Here is a 19,414-nt window from a genome sequence, read left to right as displayed (position 1 = left end):
GATGGCGGGACGCATCGCGCGGCCCGCGCGCGGCCGGGTGAGCGCGGCGGATCGCGCGGCATGGCAGATATGGGCCGATTCCCAGGCCCAGTCGGCCTTTCGCCGGGCGCGGGAGCGTGAGGAGGGCGGCGACCATGACAGCGCGTGGGCCTGGTACGAGCGGGCCCACCGCCTGGCCCCGGACAGTGCCGTCGTGGCCTTTCCGCTGGCGATGGCGCGGCTGCGCGGCGGCGACGGCCAGGGCGCCGCGCATCTGCTGCGCGCGCTGACCGGGCGTTTCGATTTTCGCGAGGGCTGGGTCGCCCTCGCCGCCGCCCTGCTGATGGCGGGCGAGGACGCGGCCGCGATCGCGGCCGGGCAGCAGGCCCTGTCGCGCCATGTGCCGTCCGGCGAAGCGGGCCCCCTGTTCGCGCAACTGGCGGCGCGGGCCGGGCGGCCGGGCTGGTGCGGGCTGTCGGTGTCCGGGCGGTTGTGCCTGGGGGGAGGTGCGCCGCCGGTGACGGTGCTGATCGATGGGCAGCCCCTCTCCGACCTGCGGGATGGGGGCGTGCTGCCCGCCCGGTGGCGCCGTGCGCGGCGGGTGGAGGTTCTGGCCGGCGGCGCGCCGCTGCTGGGCAGCGCGCTGGACCCGGCGGCGCTGCAACGGATCGACGGGTTGGTCGAGGCCGGGCCGGAGGGAGTGTCCGGCTGGGCGTGGCATCCGGCGGACCCGGATCATCCGCCGGTCCTGCATGTCCGCGACGCGCGGGGGCGCCTGGTCCGGCGCGTCGTCGCCGCCGGTCCGGCACTGGGGTCGGACAGTGTCCTGCCCCTGGCCCGGCCGCGCCGCTTTGCCGTGGCGGCGGCCGGCCTGCCGCCCGGCCTGCTGCATGTGGGGGGGCCGGACGGGCGTGAACTGCCGGGCAGCCCGCTGGCTGTGGACCGGGGGGACGCGTGCGCCGATGACGGCGCCGCCCGGCCGCCGCCATCCATGCCGCCGCCGCGGGTCGGCGTGGCCATTGTCGTTCCGGTGCATGGCGACCGCGCCGCGACCCTGGCGTGCCTGGAATCGGTGTCGGCCAGCGTGGGGGACGGGGTGGCGGTGATCGTGGTCGACGATGCGACGCCGGACCCGGTGCTGGCCGCCGAACTGGATCGGCGGATGCGCGAGGGGCATATCCGCCTGATCCGCCACCGGCGGCGCCTGGGATTTCCGCGATCGGCCAATGACGGCGTGCGCGCGGCGGCGGGATGCGACGTGGTGCTGCTGAACAGCGATACGCTGGTGGCTGGCGGGTGGCTCGCCGAACTGGCCGATATCGCCTATGGCGCGGCGGATATCGGCACCGTCACCCCGCTGTCGAACCGGGCCAGCATCTTTTCCTGGCCCGGTCCGGACGCGCTGCCCGGCGATCCGCCCCGGCCGATGCCCGATCCGGCGGCGATGCGGCGGCTGATGGCGGCGGCACGGGCGGCCAATCGCGGGCAGGCGGTCGATGTGCCGACCGGGCATGGCTATTGCCTGTTCATCCGTCATGACTGCCTGGCGGGCACCGGGCCGTTCCGCGCCGATCTTTTCGCCCAGGGCTATGGCGAGGAAAACGAATTCTGCCGCCGGGTCGCGGAGGTCGGCTGGCGGCATGTCGCGGCGCCCGGCGCGTTTGTCGGCCATGCGGGCGCCGCGTCCTTCGGCACGGTCCGTCCGGCGCTGCTGCGGCGCAACCTGGCGATCATGGACCGGCTGCATCCCGGCTATGGCGCGCTGGTCGCCGCCCATATCGCCGCCGATCCGCTGTTCGCCGCCCGGCGGCGGCTGGACCTGCTGTGCTGGCGGCGCGGCGGGGCCGGCTGGCGGCACGCGGTGCTGCTGGTCACGCACGACCAGGGCGGGGGCGTGGAACGGGTGGTGCGGGAGCGGGCGCGAATGTGGCGCGCGAAGGGCGCGCGGCCGGTGGTGCTGCGCCCCACGCCCGACGGGTGCCGGCTGGAAGACGCGGCGGGAGACGCGTGGTCGGCCACCCCGCGCTTTCGCCTGCCGGTGGAGCGGGACCTGTTGCTGGCGGTGCTGCGGGCGTCGGGCGTGGACCGGGTGGAATGGCATCACGGGCTGGGGGTCGATGCGTCGGCTCTGGCGGCCGAACTGCGCGTGCCGTACGCGGTCCATCTGCATGATTATGTCTGGTTCTGCCCGCGCGTCGCGCTTGTGGACCCGTCCGGCCGCCATTGCGGCGCGCCGGGACCGGCGGATTGCGTCGTCTGCCTGCGGGCGGGGGAAAGCCTTCTGGAGGGCGCGGGGCCGGTGCCGGCGCGCCTGTCGGCCTATCGCGCCCGGTCCGATGCCGTGTTGCGCGGAGCGGCGGCGGTGTGGGCGCCATCCGCCGATACTGCCCGCCGGATGGAACGGGCCTTCCCCGGCCTGGCGATCGGCGTGGCGGCGCTGGAAGACGATCGTGCCATCGCGGTGCCCATGGTCCGTGCGTCGGCGCGGCGGGTCCGGGTGGCGGTTCCCGGCGCGATCGGGGTCGAGAAAGGATACGAGATCCTGCTGGCGGCGGCGCGGGACGCCGCCGCGCGCCGGCTGGACCTGGAGTTCGTCGTGGTGGGGCATACGTCGGACGACGAGGCGCTGATGGCCACCGGCCGGGTGTTCGTCACCGGGCCGTACGAGGAAGGTGACGGCGCCGCGTTGCTCGCGGCGCAACGTGCCGACCTGGCCTTCCTGCCGTCGATCTGGCCCGAGACCTGGTGTTTCGCCCTGGGCCTGGCGTGGCGGGCGGGACTGCGCGCGGTGGTGTTCGACCTGGGCGCCATGGCGGAGCGGGTGCGCCGCACCGGCTGGGGAACGGTGTGGCCGCCGGGCCGGCCGATTCACGAATTGAATACGTTTTTACTGTCTTATGGCCGAATCGGGGCGGCTACCGCGTGCCCCCGGGAGAACAGGGAAACCTCGACCTTGCACCCAGTCCACGACTTGCCGACGCTTGACCTCGCCTCTGGCCCCGCTGCTCCCGGCGGGGGAACACGCTGATGCCGGACAGCATGGCGACGGACAATCCGAGCCGGATCACCGACCTGAAGGTCGCCGGCCGGGTGATGACGCTGGATGCGGGGTTGTACTGCATCTTCCATGCCTCGGCCGACGAGGCCCCGGGCAGCACGGCGGGCGGCGCGGCGAGCGAGGGCCTGCCGGGCGTGCGGATCTCGCGCGCGCCGGGGCCGGGCGGGGCCGGGGTCGGGATCGCGACCTTCGATGCCGATGGCTGGCTGGGGGCGGCGCGCAACGCGGCCCTGGTGCGGGTACCCGGAGCGGCCGGGCAGATCCTGATCACCATCTATCACGACCCGGTGCGGGTGAGCGAGACGCCGCGCCTTCAGGTGGTGCGTCTGGCCGATGCGCCGACGGCGGCCGGCCCGGGTTCCGCCGCGGTGGCGCCGCCGGCCGTGGTGCCGAAAGCGGAGGCTCCTCCGGGGGAACTGACGGCGCATATCCAGCGTCGCGGCGATGTGGCGCATGCCCTGGCGGAATGGATGGGCACCCCCGGCAGCGGCAACTGGATCGAGGGCTTCGCCATCGCGCCCACGCGGCCGATCACCGCCGAGGACATCGAATACCAGGCGGTGCTGGGGCGTGGCTGGATGTCGCCCTGGGTTTCGGGCGGGCAATTCTGCGGCAGTCGCGGGATGGCGCTGCCGATCCTGGGATTGAGCGTCCGGCTGAAGCCGCAGGCCGCCGCGCGCTACCGGTGCCGGGTCTGGGCCAGTTTCACCGATGGCAGCCGGACCGGGCCGGTGACGGACGGCGCGGTGGCCGAGGCCGAAAGCGCGGCCCCGCTGGAAGCTTTCCGCGTCGAGATCGTGCCGGTCGCGGAATCGGACATCCCAGATGACGGGGAACGGGCGCTGCTGGCCGGGGCGCGCGCGGCGGAGACGAAACCCCCGCGCCGGCCCCGCAAGCCGGCGGCGGCCCCGCCGCCTGTCGTCGAGGCGCCCGCCGGGACGGCCCGGCCGCGTCGGGCCCGGGATATCGCGCCGCCGGTCGAGGAGGCGCCGCCGATCGAAGCCGTTCACCCCGGCCGGGGCCGGAAGGCACCGGGGTCGCGCGTGGACCTGCTGAAGGCGCGCCGGCAGATGGTGGCGCGGCGCCGGGCCAGACAGGAGCCGTGACCGGAGACGCGCATGCGCCCGCCACGCATCGGTTCGGGATGACGTCTTGAGATATCTGTTCGTTCACCAGAATTTCCCCGGACAGTTCCTGCATCTGCTGCGGCATCTGGGCCAGGACCCGGAAAACGAGATCGTCTTCATCAGCGAACCGAACGCCAGCCAGGTGCCTGGCGTTCGCCGCGTGGCCTATCGGCTGCCGCGCGGCGGGCTCGATGCCGCGCATCCGGGAGCGCGGGATTTCGACCTGGCGCTGCTGCGGGCCGAATGCGTGGCGCGGGCGGCGATGAGCCTGCGCGAACTGGGCTATCGCCCGGATATCGTGATCGGCCATCATGGCTGGGGAGAATTGCTGAACCTGGGCGACGTGTTTCCCGGCGTGCCGGTGCTGGGCTATTTCGAATTCTTCTATCACGCCGAGGCGCTGGATGTGGGGTTCGATCCGGAATTTCCGTCGCCCGAAAGCCTGCGGCCGGTCATCCGCGCCAAGAATGCCGTCAATCTCCAGGCGCTCGCGCTGGGCGGGCATGGCCATACGCCCACCCGCTTCCAATGGATGACCTATCCCGACTGGGCGCGGGACCGGATCGCCCTGCTGCCCGAAGGGGTCGACCTCGCCGCCTGTTCGCCGGACCCTTCGGCCTTTCACCGGCCGCTATCCGTCGCCGGCACGGTCATCGCGCCGCAGGACCGGCTGGTGACCTATGTGGCCCGCGACCTGGAGCCTTATCGCGGCTTCCATGTCTTTATGCGCGCGCTGCCGCGCATCCTGGCGGCGCGGCCGGACGCGCGGGTGGTGCTGGTGGGGGGCGATGGCGTCAGCTACGGGGCCAGGTTGCCGCAGGGGGCGTGGCGGGCGCGGATGCTGGCCGAACTGGCGGGGCGGATCGATCCGGACCGGGTTCATTTCGCGGGGCGGGTCGAATACGACACGTTCCGCGCGCTGCTGCGCCGGTCCGACGCGCATGTCTATCTGACCTATCCGTTCGTCGCGTCCTGGTCGTTGCGCGAGGCGATGGCGATGGGCTGCGCGATCGTCGGCAGCGACACCGTGCCGGTGCGCGAATTCCTGACCGACGGCCGCACCGCCCGGCTGGTGCCGTTTCTGGACCCAGACCGCATCGCCGACGGCGTGCTGGAGGTACTGGAGGACGGCCGCCTGTCCGCCCGGCTGCGCCGGTCGGCGCGCCGGCAGGCCGAGCGCACGCTGGATATGGGGGATTATATGGCGCGCTATCGGGCGCTGATCGACCGGGTGGCGCGCCGGGAGGCATGACGCCCCGTCCCGCGCGCGCGGGACGGGGCGAAGGGGTCAGCCCTTTCTGGCGGCGGCCAGCGCTTCCATGATGACCTCGCCCGCTTCCTCGCGACCGGCCCAGCCCGTCACCTTCACCCACTTGCCCTTCTCCAGGTCCTTGTAGCGGGTAAAGAAATGCTCGATCGCCTGGAGAGTGATCTCGGGCAGGTCTTCCAGCTTTTCGACCTTGGAATAGTGCGGATGCACCTTGTCGTGCGGCACGCAGATGATCTTCTCGTCCTGGCCGCTTTCGTCCTCCATGCGCAGCATGCCGATCGGGCGGGCGCGAATCACGGCGCCGGGCACCACCGGGGCAGGGATCAGCACCAGGGCGTCGGCCGGGTCGCCGTCGGCGGCCAGCGTGCCGGGAATGAAGCCGTAGGCGGCGGGGTAGGCCATCGGCGTGAACAGGATGCGGTCGACGACGACGGCGCCGCTGTCCTTGTCGATTTCATATTTCACCGACGACCCCTGCGGGATCTCGATGACGACGTTGATATCGAACGGCACGTCCTTGCCGGGCGAGATTTTCGACACATCCATGGCGGCGCTCCATACTCTTGGAAAACAGGGACAGAATGGCGCCGAACCTACCGGTGCCGCCGGTCCTTGCCAAGCATCGTTTCGGCGGCGGGAATCGCCCGCGCGGGGCAACGCGCATCTTGCCAAAAGCCCGCACATGCGCGAAGTGAGGACCGGCCTGCGCGCCCGTAGCTCAATTGGTCAGAGCGGGCCGCTCATAACGGCTTGGTTGCGGGTTCAAGTCCTGCCGGGCGCAGGCTGCAAGACCAGGCCGCGCCTCCAGCACGCGGAACGCCGGCCGCTCGGTTTCTTTTTACTCTGGATCATCGGGAGCCTTCGTCATGGCCGCCACGCAATATGTCTATGTGATGAAGGACCTGACCAAGGCGTATCCGGGTGGGCGCGAGGTCTTCAAGGGCATTACCCTGTCCTTCCTGCCCGGGGTGAAGATCGGCGTGCTGGGCGTGAACGGCGCCGGTAAATCGACCCTGCTGAAGATCATGGCGGGGATCGAGAAGGAATATGGGGGCGAGGCCTGGGCCGCCGAAGGCACTCGGATCGGCTATCTGGAGCAGGAGCCCAAGCTGGACGAGTCGCTGACCGTCGGCGAGAACGTGGCGCTGGGCTTCGGCGCGTTGAAGGTGGCGGTCGACCGCTTCAACGAGATCTCGATGAAGTTCGCCGAGCCGATGTCCGACGACGAGATGACGGCGCTGCTGGCCGAACAGGCCGAGCTTCAGGAAAAGATCGACGCCGGCGACGGCTGGGAACTGGACCGCAAGATCGACATCGCGCTCGACGCCCTGCGCTGCCCGCCGGCCGACAGCCCGGTCACCAAACTGTCGGGTGGTGAGCGTCGCCGCGTGGCCCTGTGCCGCCTGCTGCTGGAAAAGCCCGACCTGCTGCTGCTGGACGAACCGACCAACCATCTGGACGCCGAGAGCGTGGCGTGGCTGGAGCGGACCCTGCGCGACTATGAAGGCACGGTCATGATCATCACCCATGACCGCTACTTCCTGGACAACGTCACCAACTGGATCCTGGAGCTGGAGCGTGGCCGGGGCTATCCGTTCCAGGGTAATTACTCCTCGTGGCTGGAACAGAAGCGCAAGCGCCTGGCCCAGGAGGAGAAGGAAGAGAGCGCCCGCCAGCGCGCCCTGGCCGCCGAGCAGGAGTGGATCGGCTCCAGCCCCAAGGCGCGCCAGGCCAAGAGCAAGTCGCGTATCGCCCGCTACGAGGAAATGCTGGCCCAGAACGCCGAGCGCGCGACGGGCACGGCCGATATCGTCATTCCGCCCGGCCCCCGCCTGGGCGGCACGGTGATCGAGGCCGAAGACCTGCGCAAGGCGTTCGGCAACCGTCTGCTGATCGACGATCTCAGCTTCAAGCTGCCGCCCGGCGGCATCGTCGGCGTCATCGGGCCGAACGGCGCGGGCAAGTCGACCCTGTTCCGCATGATCGTGGGCCAGGAGCAGCCGGATTCCGGCACGCTGAAGGTCGGCGACACCGTCAAGCTGGGCTATGTGGACCAGTCGCGCGACAGCCTGGACGACAACAAGAGTGTGTGGGAGGAGATCTCCGGCGGCACCGACGTCATCTATCTGGGCAAGCGGGCCGTGCCGTCGCGCGCCTATGTCGGCGCCTTCAACTTCAAGGGCGCGGACCAGCAGAAGAAGGTCGGCATCCTGTCGGGCGGCGAGCGCAATCGCGTGCATCTGGCCAAGATGCTGCGGCAGGAAAGCAATGTCATCCTGCTCGACGAGCCGACCAACGACCTGGATGTCGATACGCTGCGCGCGCTGGAAGACGCGCTGGCCGAATTCGCCGGCTGCGCCGTGATCATCAGCCATGATCGCTGGTTCCTCGACCGTCTGGCGACCCATATCCTGGCCTTCGAGGGCGACAGCCACGTCGAATGGTTCGAGGGTAATTTCCAGGCCTATGAAGAGGACAAGCGACGCCGACTCGGCCCGGATGCGACCGAGCCGGGACGGATCAAATACCGCCCCCTGGCGCGCTGAACCGCCAGGGCGATGCCCGCCCCCTTCGTCCTGCCGGGCCCCGGTGACGCGGCCGCCGCGCGACGCTGACGGGCCGGACCCGTTGGAGACGCGGCACCTGCGCCGTGGTCCGTGGGGGCGGCCCGCCGACGGTGCCGGATGGACGAGCCGCCCCCGGATCACGGGCGGGTCGATCCGCACGCCGCGCCTGGTGCTGGAGCCGGTCGCGTGGCGGGATATCGACGACATGGCCCGGTTGAAGGCCGATGCCGGGGCGTTCGGCATGATGCTGGGCGGCGTGCGCAGCCGCCAGCAGGCCGAGTCCGACATGGCCGACGACATGGCCTGCTGGGCGCGGCGCGGGGTCGGCATCTTCACGATTCGCGAGGATGGCCGCTTTATCGGCATGACCGGCCTGCATGAGCGCCCCGACGGGCGCGGGCTCGGCCTGCGCTTCGCGCTCTGGCCATGGGCGGCCGGGCGCGGCCTGGCGCGGGAGGCCGCGTCGGCGGCGCTGAGCTTCGCCCATGATTCGGGGATTCGCCGCGTGATGGCGGTGACGCGCGACACCAATATCGCCTCGCGCACCATCCTGGGCGGGATCGGCATGACCCAGTGCGACAGTTTCGAACGCGACGGCCACCGGATGCTGGTCTATGAAAGCATCCGCGACGCCGCGTCCGACCCGTTGCCGCCCCTGCCGCCGCGCCGTCCGGTCAGGCTGCCGGAATAGGGCGGAGGCGGCCCGGACTCAATGTGCCTGGGCCGGCGCGTTGTGGGCCGCGACCTTGCGCTCCAGCGCGTGCAGCAGGGCGTCGATGCTGCCGTTATGCTGGCTGAGAAAGGACGCGTAATCCTGCTGCGTGGTCACGCTCAGCCGGGGACCTTCGGCCACCACATCCATCACCATGGGCCGGCCGCTGCCGAAGCTGACGATCCATTGCGCATTGACGGCCGGCTGTTCGGGACGGTTGATCACCGTATCGACCGCCTGGTCGGTACCGGACGGCGTAACCCGGCCGATGGTAAAGGTCACGCCCCGGTAGTCGCCGATCTGGTCGGTGATGGAATTGACCACGACCTGATGGAACAGCGACAGGAAGCGGGTCCGCTGTTCGGGCGTGGCCACGCGCCAGTAGCGGCCCAGGCAGGTGCGGCCGATCGAATCGATATCGACATTGTTTTCCAGCAGGGGCTGGAAGGCGCTCTTCTTCTCGGACAACGAACGGTTCGAATTGACGATCGCGACCATCTGCTGGCCGAACGTGTTGATAAACGCGCGGGCATCGTCGGCGGGCGTGGCGCGGGCCGCCGCCGTGCCCCACAGCATGGCGGCCGCGAAGGCAAGACCCAGCGTATGACGACGGGAGAGGGCTGTCTTCATTTCTGTGTCCCTGTTCAGTTGTACCAGTCGGGTACGGTGGCGCGGTGGTCGTTGCGGATGGCGTCGGTCTGCGCCTTGCGTTGCTGCTGGTAGGCGCTGCGGATGGTGGCGTAGGGGTCCAGCGCGTCCTTCTGCAACTGGTCGAGCGCGTCCAGATGGTCGGCCCGTCCGTTGATCGTGCCCATGATGTTATAGGCCCAGTTGAATGTCAGCAGCCCGTAGCCCCTGGGGACATAGTTCCACGGCGACAGGCCGACATCGATGCCGTAGCCCGCGCCGTCGCGGAACGAGGACGGCCCCATCATCGGCATGAACAGGTAGGGGCCGGAGGGCACGCCCCATGTCGCCAGCGTCAGGCCGGCGTCATTGTCGTGGTGCGGATAGCCGGCATATTTCGCGACGTCGATCAGGCCGCCGACGCCCGCCACCATGTTGATGCACCAGCGCACGAACGCATCGCCCGCCCGGCGGGACTTGCCGGCGCCGACATCGTTGAAGAACACCACCGGCTCGTTCATCGTCTGGACCAGGTTGCCCAGCGATTGCCGCACGCGATAGGGCACCGCCCAGACATAGGCCTTGGCCACCGGGCGCAGGGAGTATTTGTCCAGCGTCATGCTGAGGTCGTACATCTTGCGGTTGAGGGGCTCGTACGGGTCGTTGGCCTCGCGATATTCGGCCAGCGCGTCCGGGTCCTTCGGGGGCGGGACCGCGCAGCCGGCCAGCGCGGCCAGCCCCAGTCCGGCGAAGAGGCGGGCGATCCGGCGGGGGCGGGCACATGACCGGGATGGCTGTAAGATCGATCCTGTCACTGCGCGCATGCTTGTTCCCGTTTCCCTGGTCTGCCGTCCCCGCACGCCAGCAACGCGCGGGGAAGCCAATGGATGTCGCGGGCCGTCGAGATGCGTCCGCGAGGTCTCTCTCTAGCATGGGACGCGGCGTGTGCAATCGCCCCCTTGACCGATCGGTCATGCGCCGGGAGATGGAAACGGGGAACGGCAGCGTCTTTCACGTTTCTGTGATGCCGCCATGGGCGACATGTTTTCGGATGATTCTGAGGAGGCGAATGGTGAACGAGAAGGCGAGTCCGACCGCCGTGGGGCGGGTGGTGGCGCTGCATGTCCATCCCGTCAAGTCACTGGGCGGGATCGCGGTGGCGGATGGCCGGCTGGAGCTCTGCGGGCTCGAGGATGACCGGCGCTGGATGGTCACCGACCCGGATGGCGGGTTCCTGACCCAGCGCCAGGTGGCGCGGATGGCGTTGGTCACGGTGGCGCGGGGCGCCGGCGGCGGACTGGTGCTGGCGCTGGCGGGCCACGGCGCGCAGGCGGTCGTCCGCCCGCCCGCGGACGGCGCGCGGCGGACGGTGCGGGTATGGGCGGACAGTGTGCCGGCCGTCGATGCGGGCGACGCGGCGGCGGCGTGGCTGACCGGCGCGTTGGGCCGCCCGTGCCGGCTGGTCTACCTGCATGATGTCGCGGCGCGGCCGGCCGATCCGGCCTTCGCGCCGCCGGGCGCCACGGTGGGGTTCGCCGACGGGTTCGCGGTCCTGGTGGCCAGCCGCGAGTCGCTGGCCGCCCTGAACCGCGACCTGCCCTCGCCGGTGCCGATGGACCGTTTCCGGCCCAACCTGGTGCTGGAAGGGGCCGCGCCGTGGGCCGAGGATCGCTGGCGCCTGCTGGCGGTGGGCGAGGCGCTGCTGCGACTCGTCAAGCCCTGTTCGCGTTGCGTCGTGACGACGATCGACCAGCAGACGGCCGAAAGGCCCGACCCGCGCGAGCCGCTGGCGACGCTGGCCCGCACGCGCCGCGCCTGGGGCGGGGTGATGTTCGGCCAGAACGCGGTGGTGGCGCGACCGGGCCGCGTCGCGGTCGGCGATGCGGTGCGGGTGCTGGAAGAGGGGCCGTCGAACCTCGTCCCGGCCTGACGGCGCCCTGTTATCTGCGTCCTGTTATCGGCCCAGCCTGGGCCCGATTTCCGGCAGCAGGCCGACCAGGTCCGTGACCTCGCGCTTCGACAGGCCCGAGGCCTGAAGATCGACCTCCCGCCCGGCCAGCACGTCGCGCAGGGCGCGCAGGGCGGGGCCGGAGAGCAGGGCGGCTTCCTGCATGTAGTCGCGGAAGGCTTCGAACGTCAGCGGCACCCAGCGTTCCACCAGGGTCAGGATGGTGTCGGCATAGGCGCGGATTTCATACTGCGCGTGGGCGTCGGCGCGCAGCCGCAGGAAATGCAGCAGGTTCCACAGGTTGAGCTGCCAGTAGAACTGCGTCATCACATTGACCGGCAGCGTCATGCGCGCCAGTTCGCGCGCCACCACCGGGCGGGTGGGGTCGACGACATTCCCTGCCTCGTCCTGGTTCAGCATCTCCAGGTAATGGTCGTAGCAGCGGGTCGCGTCCTCGCGCAGCAGGTCCAGCACATGCTGCGCGGCGTCGGGGGGCAGGCTGTCGCCGCGCCCCTGCTTGTTGCTGGCGGACTGGTGGGCGATGTCCTCGGGCCGGGGAAAATAGAATTCCTTCTCCAGCACCGAATAGCGGGCCGAATATTCGTTGATGCTGGCCGTGCGGTGCCGAAACCACTGGCGGGTGACGAAGATCGGGGCGCGGACGTGGAACTTGGCCACCGCCAGTTCGAACGGGCTGGTGTGGCGGTGGCGCATCAGATAGCGGATCAGCCCCCGGTCGTCCGAGGTGCTGCGGGTGCCGCGCCCGTACGACACGCGCGCGCCCTGCACGATGGCCGCGTCGCCGCCCATGTAGTCGACCAGCCGGACGAATCCGCTGCCCAGCACCGGCTGGGGCTCGTACAGCGCCTCTTCGACGGCGGGGACGACCGTGCGGCGGGTCTGTGCCCAGTCGGCGCGGGCGGCGTCGATCTCCGATTTCTGGTCTGGTGAAAACATGGCCGCGCTCCGTCCCTGCCGCTGAGTCCAAGCGGGCGCACATACCATATCCGCTCCGACGCGTCACCGCGACCGTTCGGGCCCCGGCTACCGGATCCGGATATCGGCGCTGGCATGGCGGCCTGTCGCGTCCTGCACGGTCAGGTGCGCGAAGCCCGGCATGTCCGGCGTCCAGGATGGCCGCGCGCCGAGCGGAACGGCGAGCGGGGCGCCGTTGACGAACCAGCGATAGGGCGGTCGGCCGCCCGAGGCCTCCAGGCCGATGGGCACCATCGCGCCGTCGTCCGAACGGCTTTCGAGGTCCGCGTGATCGCGGGGGAAAACGACCTGTGGGCCGTCGGGGCGCGGCAGCCTCCGCAGGGCCGGAGACAGCGCGGCCATGGGCTGGTGCGCGGGGGCGGCGTCCGGCGTGCCGGGCAGGTCGGCCGGGGCAAGGACCGAAAGGATATCGGCCAGGACCGGCGCGGTCGTGTCGCGCCCCGTCAGGCCCGGCGAGGCGGTGCCGTCCGGGCGGCCCGCCCAGACCCCGACCGTCCAGCGCGCGGTCGCCGCCATCGCCCAGCCGTCGCGGCTGCCGAAGGACGTGCCGGTCTTGAACGCCACGTCGTCCCAGGCGGGGGTGCCGTCCGGCGGGGCGGTGCCGCGCAGGATCGCGCGCACGTCGCGCGCCGCCCGTTGCGACAGCAGGCGCGTCTCCGGTGGTGCGGGGCCGGGCGCGATGCGGAGCGGCGCGACCATGCCGTCGTGATTCAGCGCGGTATAGAGCATCGTCAGGTCGAACAGCGACAGATCGACCCCGCCGAGGACGATCGCCAGGTTCGCTCCCGCGCCGCGCGGCAGGCGCAGGGTCGCGCCGCCGGCCCGCATCCGCGCCATGAAGCGGGCGGCGCCGACGCTGCGCAGGGCCTGGATCGCCGGGATGTTCAGCGACAAGCGCAACGCCTCGCCGACCGTCGTCTCGCCCCGGAAGCGACGGTCGAAATCGAGGGGGGCATACCCGCCGATGGCCATGCGGATGTCGCTGACGCGGGTACGCGGCGTCATTCTCCCCGCCTCGAACGCCATGCCGTAGACGAAGGGCTTCAGGGTCGATCCCGGCGAGCGCGGTGCCCGGACGAGGTCGATCGCCTGGCCCGGACAGGCATGTTCGGCGCCGCCGATCCACGCCGCGATGGTCCGGTCGCGATCGACCACCAGGGTCGCGAACGTGCCGCGCAGAGGGGCCGGGCGCGCGGCGAGCATCCGGCGGATCTCGCGTTGCAGCAGCGGGTCGAGCGTCGTCGTCACGATGCCGGCGCGGCGCGCCGCCAGCATGTGGCCCAGCAGTTCGGGCGCGTCATGCGGGACGGCCGGTGGCCGTGGGGCCTGCCATGACAGGACGGCCGGCGCGGCGGGCGCCCCCCGTGCCAGGATCGCGCGGGCCGCCGCGACCAGCGCGGCCGGGTGGCGGTCGGGCCGCAGCGCCGACGGGCGGCGGGGCAGCGCGACCAGGAATGCGGCCTCGGCGGGGGTCAGGCGTGCCGGCTCATGGCCGAAATAGAGCAGCGAGGCCGCCCGCACCCCTTCGATATTGCGGCCCTCCGGTGCCAGGGTCAGGTAGAGGTCGAGAATCCCCGCCCGGCCGAACCGCCATTGCAGTTGCAGTGCGCGCAGCAGGTCCCGCACCTTGCCGGCCAGGGTGTGGCGATGGGGCGTCAGCAGGCGCGCCACCTGCATGGCCAGGGTCGAGCCGCCGGAGACGACGTGGCCCCGGCGCGCGAATTGCCAGGCCGCCCGCGCCAATGCCGCCGGATCGACGCCGGGATGGGCGGCGAATCGGCGATCCTCGGTCTTCAGCAGCAGGGCGAGATAGAACGGGTCGACATCGCGCGCCCGCACCGGCAGCCGCCACAGCCCGTCGGCGCTGGTATGGCCGTCCAGCCACGTGCCGTCGCGCCCGTCGAGGATCAGGGCGAACTGGCGCGCCCGCGTCAGGTCGGGCGGGGCCAGGCGGTCCAGCAGCAACAGCCCGCCGAGCAGCAGGGCGGCGGCCCCCAGCGGCCAGAGCCGGCCGGTCGCCATCAGCGCGGCGCGATATCGACCGTGCCGGAGGCCGTGCGCGCCATCAGGCTGGGACGGAAGCGCCCGCTGACAACGGCTTCGGGACGGACGAAACGGCCCGGCATGGTGGCCCGCGCGATATAGGCGATCTGGAAGCCCCGCCGGGCCTGGCGCGGGTTGCGCGTGTCGAAGCGCAGGGTGACGGTCAGGCGGTCGTCGCGGATCGCCGCCTTGTCCACCCCGGTCAGCGGGCCGAGGAAGCCATAGGGGGCGTGGCGGCCGCGTGACTCGTCGTCCTCCGCGCGATCGGGGGCGGCGTCGGACGGCGGGATCACGCTTTCGATCTCCCATCCGGCGGGCAGCAGGCTGGTGAGGACGACCTGATAGCGGCCGGGGAGCGGCGCGGTACCTTTCAGGCTGACGATGAACCGGTCGGTCTGCCGCATGTGCGCCAGGTCGAAGGGGGCGCCGTCCAGAGTGTAGCCGGCCTGCTCCAGCGTCAGCCCCCGGGCGGCGGGCGTCGCGTCGCCGTCCGGCACGCCGTGGCGCGTCAGGGTGACGAAGAGCGGCTTCTGCCCGGTATTGTCGACCGGCACGCCCCGGTCGAGCATGGCGGGGGTGAGGGACCAGAACGCGGGCAGGCGCAGCGGCGGCGGCGCGTGGCCGTCCACCCGCACGGCGCGGCCGGCCGTGTCCTGGTCCATCGCCCGCGCGGCTTCCAGCAGCGCCGTCCGGCTTTGCCCGGTCAGGGACTCGGGGGCCACGGTCAGCCTGCCGAACCGGTCGATCAGCAGGCGCGCCCTGGTGTCGTCATGCGCTTCGGCGGCCAGCGCCGCCAGGCTGGCGAGGTCGCGGGCATAGGCCCAGTATCCGGCATCGAGGACCCCGGGCGGGCCGGTGCGTTCCGGCCCCAGCGCGGCGATGGCGGCGTCGAACAGGCCGCCCGGCGCGGTCGCCCCGCCGTCATCGGGTGCATCGGCCAGGCGCAGCGCCGCCGCCAGATGGCCCAGCGCCTGCGGTCCGGCCTGCGCGTCGCCGGCTTCGCTCTCCGCCCACAGCAGGGTGGTGTGGCCCTGCTGCGTCCGGGCGACCAGCGATGCCGCCAGGTCGTGGATGGCATCCGGATGCAGCCGCCCCGCGCGCGCCAGCACATAGGCCGCGTAGGCGCGCGTGTTCAGCACCGACAGGCGGGGCCCCGGCCCGCCGGTGAAGGACATGGGCCGCATCTGTTCGGCGTCGATCTGGTCCAGCAGCAGGTCCAGCCGGTCCGCCGGGACGGGATAGCCGGCCGCTTTCGCGCGGATCAGGAAATCCGCCAGGTAATCGAGGTCGTCGGGCAGGGTGCGCCCGTCATTCGCCTGCCACTGCCCGATCGCGCCCGCCGCGTTCTGGCGGTCGAACAGCGTCTCGATGACCGAGCGCACCCGGTCGCCCACTGTGGCGGCCGTTTCATGCGGTCCCAGCATGGCCGGATCCGTAACCTGAAGCAACGCGCGCGCCTGGGCCGCCAGGGTGTCGGACGGGCCCCAGAGGGTGCGGGGCAGCGATTGCAGCAGGCCGACCGTGTCGATCCCCGCCGAGGCGGACAGACCCAGCGTGACGTGCGTCTCCGCCGCGTCGAATCCCGCCAGCGCGTCGCGGGCGACGACATGGCGGCCGCCCGGTTGCAGCCATGCGCCGTCGCTGGCCGTCACCGGCATGTGGCCGGGCCGGATCGTGATCGGCCAGTGCCGCTCCAGCAGCGTCGTCGCGCTGCCGGCGCGGCGGAGCGTCAGATGCACATGGCCTTCGGCGCCGCCCGGTCCCGTCGGATCGGCGGCGAGGGGCAGGCGGGTCTCCTTTCGCATGCCCGGCGCCAGGGCGGTTTCGAACGTGCTCGCGCCCGTCAGGCGCAGCGGGCCGTCGGTGGACAGCCGGACCGTATAGGTGCCCGGAGGCGCCGTCGTATCGACCAGCGTGACCAGGGCCTGGACGCTGTCGCCGGGCGCCATGAAGCGCGGCAGGCCGAGATCGGGGAAGACCGGGTCCCGCGCGATCACGTCGCGCTCGGCGTTGCCGACCGCGTCGTCGCTCCACGCCGTGGCCATCAGGTGCAATTGGCCGTCGAAATCCGGCACGTCGAACGACACATGGCCATGGCCGGACGCGTCCAGCGAGACCGGGCCGTCGAACAGGGCCACGCTGGCGCGCCTCCGGATCGGCGGGCCGCTCTCCCCCTCCTCGTCGCCGGATGCGTCCCCGCCCGAACGGATGTGCCCCGCCTTCGCGTCGCCCAGCAGCAGCGCGCCGTAATTGTCGAGCATGTCCAGCCCCAGCCGCTGTTGGCCGAACAGCATGTCGAACATGTCCAGCGGCCGGAAATGCGTCAGGTTCAGGATGCCCTGGTCCACCGCTGCGACCACGACGCGCACCGCCCCCGCCGGGGCCCCGCCGGCGCCATGGATCGTGACCGGGACGGTCAGCCTGCGACGCGGTTCGACCGTCCGCGGGGCGTCGAGCGTCACGGCGAGGCGGTGCTTCTCCTGGTCGACGCCGATCCAGGCCAGGCCGACCGCCCGCACCGGGTCGTGCGGGCGCATCGACGTGGCGGCCGGGCCGGCGAGCGGACGGTAGAGCGTGACCAGCGCATAGACCCCGGACTGCCAGTCCGGGGTGGCCGTCAGCGGAACCGACAGGCCCTCTTTCGGCACGTCGACGGTCTGCATGGACAGGACATGGTCGGTCGCCAGCGTGACCAGCGCCTGCCCCGCGATGCCGCCGCCGATATGCAGGACGGTGCCGGCGCCGGGCGCGACATGGGCGTCGCGCACGCTCAGCACCAGTCGGTCGGGCGCGCCCTCATCCTCGGCCCGGGCGGCCCAGCCGACCGTGAAGCGGACGGATGTGGCCGCGCCGCTGGCCGGGTCGTTCGCCGTCAGGCGGTACTCGCCCCAGTCGAGCACTGGGGAGACGCGGGCGCGTCCGTGGCCGTCGGTCGTGACATCGCCCGCGCGCATGGGCACGTCGATGACGTGGCTGGTGAAGGTCCAGCCATTTCCCCCGTCATGCGACCAGTCATAGATCCGGTTGAGGCGCGAGACGGTCCAGTGGAGGGCCGCGGCCGGCACCGGGCGGTCGTCGGGCGAGAGCAGGGCGATATCGACGGGCACCGGTCCCGACTGCCCGCTGTCGGACCCGCGCGCCGCGACATGCAGGCCGATCAGCGGTGCCGTGCGCCGGATGGCGATCAGGCGCTGCTGGCCGACGCGCTGCCCCAGCGGGTCGAGAAACCCGGCATCCAGCGCCACGGCCAGCGGCCGCGTCAGCCCCGGTGGGATATCGGGCGTGAAGGCCAGCCGCGCATGGCCGTCGGGCCCGGCCGGCGGGGCGTCGATATCGCCGCCGATCGGGGCCATGTCCTCGTTTTCCAGGCCGAACGACCAGCCCCGATAATCCGCGACCGGGTCGGGGGCGGGGATGACGCGGTAATGGCTGTCGCTTCTCAGCCCGGCGCCCGGCGCGCCGTAGAGGAAGCGGACCGTGGCGTCGACGGTGATCGTCTGTCCGGGGCTGACGGCGGATGGCGCGCTGAAATCGGCGGCAATGACCTGCGGCACGAAATCGCGGACCGCGAACCCGGCGCTGCCCAGCGGCGGCATGGTCGGGTCGAGGCGGATCTCCGCCCGCCATTGTCCCAGTGGCGCCGTCGCGTCGAGGGGCAGGGCAACGGCGTAGCCGCCGGCCTGGTCGGCGGCCAGCGGCAGGACGCGGTCCCGCGTCATGTCCGGGCGGCGGAGGATGAGGCTCGGGCGGAGGCCGCCGGCGGCCCTGCCGGCGCGATCGCGCATCAGCACCAGCAGGCGGACGATCTCGCCGGGCCGGTAGAGGCCGCGATCGGGCTGGACCAGCGCGCGGACGAGGCCGTCGGCAACGGCGGAGTGGTGACGTTCGCCCGAGCCGGCGGCGCCATGCTCGGAAAAATCGAACCATTGCCGGTCCAGGCGCAGGAAGCCGATATCGTCATCCTGTTCGGCGATCAGCAGGACGGGTTCGTGCGCGGCGCGTCCGCGCAGCAGCGGGGCCGCGAAACGGGCCGCGCCGGCCCTGTCGGTATGAACCGTGCCCAGGATGCCGCCGTCGCGCCCGCGCAGGGTCAGCGTGGCCCCCGCGACCGGCAGGCTGCTGGCCAGGGAGCGGACGCCGACCGTCAGCCCGTCTTCGCCCCTCAGCATGGTCAGGCCCAGGTCGCTCAGATCGACCCAGTGGGTCGCGAACTCGCGCGACCCGGTCAGGTCGCCGCCCGGCTGGTCCGCGTGGCCGCGCGCCGCGCGCAGGGCGGCTTCGACCGGGCTGGACGCGGGGGCGACGGCCGCGTCCTCGGCGGTGACCAGATAGAGGCCGGGCTGCCTGCGGTCCACGATGTCGGCCAGTGGAAAGGCCGTTTCGGCCGTGCGGTTGGCCGCGCCGTCGACGGCCATCGTGCCGTGCCAGACCTCGCTGAGGTCCTGGCCCAGCAGGCTGCGGAACGTCCAGGATTCCATGGTGGTCTGGCTGAGGTCCGGCGTGACGCCGCCATCCTGTCCGGTGCCGGGAAAGCGCATATGCGGCTGCATGCGGAAGACATGGAGCCGCACCGCGTGGACATTCACGCTCTGGACGGTCACGCCAGCCGTCGCGTGGCCGGGCAGGATGAAGCCGTTGCCCGCGATGGCGACATGCGCCGGGCGGTTGCCGAAACTGGCCGCCAGGGTGACCGGCGCGGCCAGATGGCCGCCGGCCGCCGACAGGATGGCCGTGCCGATCGTCACCTGATAGCGCTGGTCGAAGGCGAGGCCGCCCAGGCAGAGCATCCGGTCCTCGACCCTGACCGCCGGCCGCGCGTCGGGCGCGAGATGGATCGCCGCCGCCAGGGCGGCGTTGTCCTGCCTTTTCAGCGGCTGGTCGAAATGCAGGCAGATTTCCGGGGTCTCGCCCGTCGCGTCCAGTGTCGCGCGGTCGAAATGCAGGGGCGGCGGGGGCGTGTCGGCCGCGACGGCCCGGGGCTGGGCCAGCGCGATCGCGGCAAGGCAGAGACAGGCAGGACGCGCGCGCGAAAACAGACCGGGCATGACGGACCTTGGATGAGCGGGTGGTGGCAGTCTCGGCGCCGA

12 protein-coding genes and 1 tRNA gene are annotated in these 19,414 nt (G+C 71.8%); 7 read left to right on the top strand and 6 right to left on the bottom strand.

The genetic code is table 11. The features are described 5' to 3' along the window. The first annotated feature begins 1 nt into the window (after window position 1). The 3 genes from HLH48_RS04400 to HLH48_RS04390 are packed head-to-tail and all read left to right on the top strand — an operon-like array spanning window position 2 to window position 5,416. Complete coding sequence (locus HLH48_RS04400; protein ID WP_182996294.1) at window positions 2-3,007, top strand: glycosyltransferase; 3,006 nt, start codon at window positions 2-4, stop codon at window positions 3,005-3,007. Then, window positions 3,007-4,143: a hypothetical protein gene (locus HLH48_RS04395; protein WP_182996293.1), complete on the top strand. Its 1,137-nt coding sequence runs from the start codon at window positions 3,007-3,009 to the stop codon at window positions 4,141-4,143. Before HLH48_RS04400 ends, HLH48_RS04395 begins: the two co-directional genes overlap by 1 nt. A gap of 46 nt (window positions 4,144-4,189) precedes the next feature. Continuing rightward, on the top strand, window positions 4,190-5,416 hold the full coding sequence (locus HLH48_RS04390) for a glycosyltransferase family 4 protein (RefSeq protein ID WP_182996292.1): 1,227 nt from the start codon (window positions 4,190-4,192) through the stop codon (window positions 5,414-5,416). A 36-nt stretch (window positions 5,417-5,452) separates the two neighbouring features. Here HLH48_RS04390 and ppa read toward each other — a convergent pair whose 3' ends face one another. Continuing rightward, window positions 5,453-5,980, bottom strand: a complete 528-nt coding sequence (gene ppa / locus HLH48_RS04385) for an inorganic diphosphatase (protein WP_182996291.1) — start codon at window positions 5,978-5,980, stop codon at window positions 5,453-5,455. 161 nt (window positions 5,981-6,141) lie between these two features. Here ppa and HLH48_RS04380 point away from each other — a divergent pair. From HLH48_RS04380 to HLH48_RS04370, 3 genes are all read left to right on the top strand, one after another. Beyond that, a tRNA-Ile gene (locus HLH48_RS04380) sits at window positions 6,142-6,215 on the top strand. Window positions 6,216-6,300: 85 nt separating this feature from the next. Then, window positions 6,301-7,980, top strand: a complete 1,680-nt coding sequence (gene ettA, locus HLH48_RS04375; RefSeq protein ID WP_182996290.1) for an energy-dependent translational throttle protein EttA — start codon at window positions 6,301-6,303, stop codon at window positions 7,978-7,980. A gap of 157 nt (window positions 7,981-8,137) precedes the next feature. Beyond that, complete coding sequence (locus tag HLH48_RS04370) at window positions 8,138-8,692, top strand: GNAT family N-acetyltransferase (protein WP_182996412.1); 555 nt, start codon at window positions 8,138-8,140, stop codon at window positions 8,690-8,692. An 18-nt stretch (window positions 8,693-8,710) separates the two neighbouring features. Here HLH48_RS04370 and HLH48_RS04365 read toward each other — a convergent pair whose 3' ends face one another. Both HLH48_RS04365 and HLH48_RS04360 read right to left on the bottom strand, forming a co-directional pair. After that, entirely contained in the window at window positions 8,711-9,343 is a 633-nt protein-coding gene (locus tag HLH48_RS04365) for an MlaC/ttg2D family ABC transporter substrate-binding protein (protein WP_182996289.1), read from the bottom strand. A gap of 14 nt (window positions 9,344-9,357) precedes the next feature. Next, complete coding sequence (locus HLH48_RS04360; protein ID WP_182996288.1) at window positions 9,358-10,164, bottom strand: MlaA family lipoprotein; 807 nt, start codon at window positions 10,162-10,164, stop codon at window positions 9,358-9,360. A 248-nt stretch (window positions 10,165-10,412) separates the two neighbouring features. On the opposite strand from HLH48_RS04360, the gene HLH48_RS04355 reads away from it, so the two are divergent. Next, complete coding sequence (locus tag HLH48_RS04355) at window positions 10,413-11,270, top strand: MOSC domain-containing protein (RefSeq protein ID WP_343065389.1); 858 nt, start codon at window positions 10,413-10,415, stop codon at window positions 11,268-11,270. 24 nt (window positions 11,271-11,294) lie between these two features. Here HLH48_RS04355 and thyX read toward each other — a convergent pair whose 3' ends face one another. From thyX to HLH48_RS04340, 3 genes are all read right to left on the bottom strand, one after another. Beyond that, the gene (thyX, locus tag HLH48_RS04350) at window positions 11,295-12,245 is read right to left on the bottom strand and encodes an FAD-dependent thymidylate synthase (protein WP_182996286.1); all 951 of its coding nucleotides are present in this window, start codon (window positions 12,243-12,245) and stop codon (window positions 11,295-11,297) included. A gap of 87 nt (window positions 12,246-12,332) precedes the next feature. Then, the gene (gene pbpC, locus HLH48_RS04345) at window positions 12,333-14,306 is read right to left on the bottom strand and encodes a penicillin-binding protein 1C (protein WP_182996285.1); all 1,974 of its coding nucleotides are present in this window, start codon (window positions 14,304-14,306) and stop codon (window positions 12,333-12,335) included. Next, complete coding sequence (locus HLH48_RS04340) at window positions 14,306-19,372, bottom strand: alpha-2-macroglobulin family protein (protein ID WP_182996284.1); 5,067 nt, start codon at window positions 19,370-19,372, stop codon at window positions 14,306-14,308. The genes pbpC and HLH48_RS04340 overlap by 1 nt, the downstream gene beginning before the upstream one ends. Window positions 19,373-19,414 lie beyond the last annotated feature (42 nt).

It is taken from the genome of Gluconacetobacter sacchari (genome assembly GCF_014174255.1).
In the GTDB taxonomy this organism is placed as follows: domain Bacteria; phylum Pseudomonadota; class Alphaproteobacteria; order Acetobacterales; family Acetobacteraceae; genus Gluconacetobacter; species Gluconacetobacter sacchari.
The sequence above is the reverse complement of the archived record's forward strand: the minus strand, read 5'-3'. Positions and strand labels throughout refer to the sequence as shown.

Coding starts and splice junctions, on each gene's coding strand:
- pbpC (WP_182996285.1), bottom strand. CDS start 14,306: ATGGCGACCGGCCGGCTCTGGCCGCTGGGGGCCGCCGCCCTGCTGCTC.
- ppa (WP_182996291.1), bottom strand. CDS start 5,980: ATGGATGTGTCGAAAATCTCGCCCGGCAAGGACGTGCCGTTCGATATC.
- HLH48_RS04340 (WP_182996284.1), bottom strand. CDS start 19,372: ATGCCCGGTCTGTTTTCGCGCGCGCGTCCTGCCTGTCTCTGCCTTGCC.
- HLH48_RS04365 (WP_182996289.1), bottom strand. CDS start 9,343: ATGAAGACAGCCCTCTCCCGTCGTCATACGCTGGGTCTTGCCTTCGCG.
- ettA (WP_182996290.1), top strand. CDS start 6,301: ATGGCCGCCACGCAATATGTCTATGTGATGAAGGACCTGACCAAGGCG.
- HLH48_RS04395 (WP_182996293.1), top strand. CDS start 3,007: ATGCCGGACAGCATGGCGACGGACAATCCGAGCCGGATCACCGACCTG.
- thyX (WP_182996286.1), bottom strand. CDS start 12,245: ATGTTTTCACCAGACCAGAAATCGGAGATCGACGCCGCCCGCGCCGAC.
- HLH48_RS04400 (WP_182996294.1), top strand. CDS start 2: ATGGCGGGACGCATCGCGCGGCCCGCGCGCGGCCGGGTGAGCGCGGCG.
- HLH48_RS04360 (WP_182996288.1), bottom strand. CDS start 10,164: ATGCGCGCAGTGACAGGATCGATCTTACAGCCATCCCGGTCATGTGCC.